Source organism: Dielma fastidiosa (genome assembly GCF_000313565.1).
Classification (GTDB): domain Bacteria; phylum Bacillota_I; class Bacilli_A; order Erysipelotrichales; family Erysipelotrichaceae; genus Dielma; species Dielma fastidiosa.
On record NZ_HE578942.1, the window covers coordinates 1 to 2,677 of the forward strand.

Annotated in this window: 1 protein-coding gene and 1 pseudogene; one reads left to right on the plus strand and one right to left on the minus strand. The window is 36.7% G+C overall.

What is annotated here, in order from left to right:
* Positions 1-2,326: pseudogene (locus DAHG_RS21540) on the plus strand (hypothetical protein); the annotation flags it as partial.
* A 146-nt stretch (positions 2,327-2,472) separates the two neighbouring features.
* Here DAHG_RS21540 and DAHG_RS21545 read toward each other — a convergent pair.
* The coding region (locus DAHG_RS21545) for a hypothetical protein (protein WP_022939747.1) at positions 2,473-2,677 on the minus strand (205 nt) is incomplete at its 5' end.

Below are 2,677 nucleotides of genomic sequence, written 5' to 3' on the forward strand. Positions count from 1 at the left end.
TGCTGTACCTGCTGTAGGTAATGCAGTTGTTGCACAAGCTGCTACTGTATGTACTACTAAAAAGAGTTATAAAGTAAATGATGTTTATGCCTCAAAAACAATAACGGGTGCTAAAGTAATTGCAGATGTTCAAACTGAAGCAGCTAATGCAATTAAAGGACTAGATTTAACTAAAACAGTTACAGTTGGTGCTACAGAGGTTGAGTATTATTTAGGCTACAAAGTAGATAGTGAATCACTTAAAAAAGCTTCTGATGGTGTTGATGTGAGTAGTGCAGCTAGTAAAGTAACTTATGGCTACTATGCTACAACAGGATATAGCATTACAGGTTATCCGGTAATTAATGCAGATGATCCATTAAAAGGCTCAGAAGAAACAATCGCAGTTCGTAACAATGCACAGATTGGTGCCGATATTAACACTTATGTTACTAGTATGCTTGGTAGTGCTTGGACTGGTAGTTCTACAGTAACTGGAAATGTGAAAATCACAGATGCAAACGGCAATAAAACGGAAACTGGAGCAGTAAAAGCGGTTTACAGTATTGATGGAACTGATGTTGATGATACTAATCCTGTTGGCAATGGAAGTTTAGATGCTGCAAAATCAGTTGTTGTTAAAATCGTTGTAACTACAGCATTTGAAGATTATTCAAATTGCGCAGAAGTAGGCACAGGTTTAGGAATCACAGACAGATATACTGCTAAGAACGTATATAACGAAATCGTTTCTGCTTTCGATAAAGCTAGTTTTACTTTTGAAAATGTTAAGCCTGGTGATGAAGTTGAATTTACTAAAACGAATACTGCTTCTTTAGGCAAAGTAACTATCTTATCTAAAGGTGCTATCCCTCAATTAGACATCGATTTCAAAGCAGTTCTTAAAGAATTAGCTAGATATTTAGACAATACTACTGATGAAGGTAAGGCTGTTGAACGTATGCTGGATATGGATACAGCTATGAATGACATGTTCAAAGCTAACGGAAACTTGGCTGCTGCTGAAAAATATGATGAGGATACTGAATTCAAAACAACTTCTGCTTATGCTACTGCTGCGGATCTGTTAGAAGACTTCAATGATTTCGATACTTATCTGACTAACTTGGATACTGCTAAATCAGACAGAGTAACTGAAGCTAAATCTGTATTAGAAGACTTAGTCAACAGCTATGTTGCTGAAAACGATGGCGATCTGTTAGATACTTATCTGACTAGCTTAGACAAGTTCTATGAGAAGTTCGTTGATCAATATGGTGATGCAGGAATCACAAAAGCTAATGTTGATGCTGCTATCAAACAAATCAAGAATGGTACTACTTTCACTGATCTGAAGGGTAAAGAAGTAACAATCGAAAAATCTGATTATACTACTTTCAAAGATAATTCAGGTGTTGAAGAATACATGACTAAGTTTGAAGATATGTATGATGAGATCGAAGCTGTTAAAGAAGCAGTTGCTAAGACGAACGAAGCATATAAAGACCTGATCAAGAACGATACTTCAGTTAAAGACTTCTTGACTAACAAAGACAGCGACAGAAAATTAACTTCAGGAAAAGAATTCAGCTCAATCAAATCAAATCTGACTGTAGATGAATACAAGATCTTGAAAGCATACAAAGAAGAAGTATTGGATGTCGTACTGACTCTTGAAACAAAAGAAGTTGGTAACAGCTATGTTAACAAATCTGCAAAATCAATCTATGCAACAACTGCACAATTGAATACTGTATTAAACAACATCGGTAACGGAACTGATCTTGACAAGGGTGTATTCACTAAATTGGATAAAGAAAAAGGTGAATTTAACTGGGATAAGTTGGTTGCTCATATGGAAAAAGTAGAATCAAGCTTAGAAGCATTGACGACAGGCATCGAAAAGTTAGATTCGATCTCATTGACAGTCAATGACCGTGCTGCAATCATTGCTGCAGATGATGCAGTTTACTTCTTGACAGGAGATGGAGAAGATAATTTAACTTCAGCACAAGCAAGAACAGTTAAGAATGCAGATCGTAAAGTAACTGAATTGATGGAAGCTTATCGTATGAAATTCGGATCATTGAATGCTGAATTAAACGGATGGGTAGACAAAGGCGCAGGCAACTGGGCATACTATGAAAATGGAAATGCAGTAACTAAGTGGGTAGCATCAGGTTCAGACTGGTATTATGTAAAGGGTGGCGTAATGTTACGTAACTCTTGGATCGCCAGTGATTCACAAGGATCAAAATGGTACTATGTAGATGATGCAGGTAAAATGGTATCAAATACGACTGTTAATGGTTATACATTCAACTCATATGGAGTATGGGTTAAATAATCGAAAAAGAATAGAATAATAAAGAATTTAATTACCAATCCCCAGAAGAGGTGTTACAGAAAGTAGCACCTCTTTTAAACGTACGCACATGAAAAAGAGATGCACATCTCTGTACATCCCAATTAAGTAATTTAGTTAATTTACAATTAACCGTTGTAAGAAGGACTCATGTAAACGCCGTAAGAATTGATCCAGCAGCCATCTACTGATTGGTTCGTAACCATCTTACCAGCATTGTCTAAGTAGTACCAGCGACCACCGTCAGTAGCCAACCAAGTATTTCTCAGCATCTTACCGTCTTTGATCATATACCAATCAGAACCAGAAGCAACCCATTTGTAAGCAGCAGGA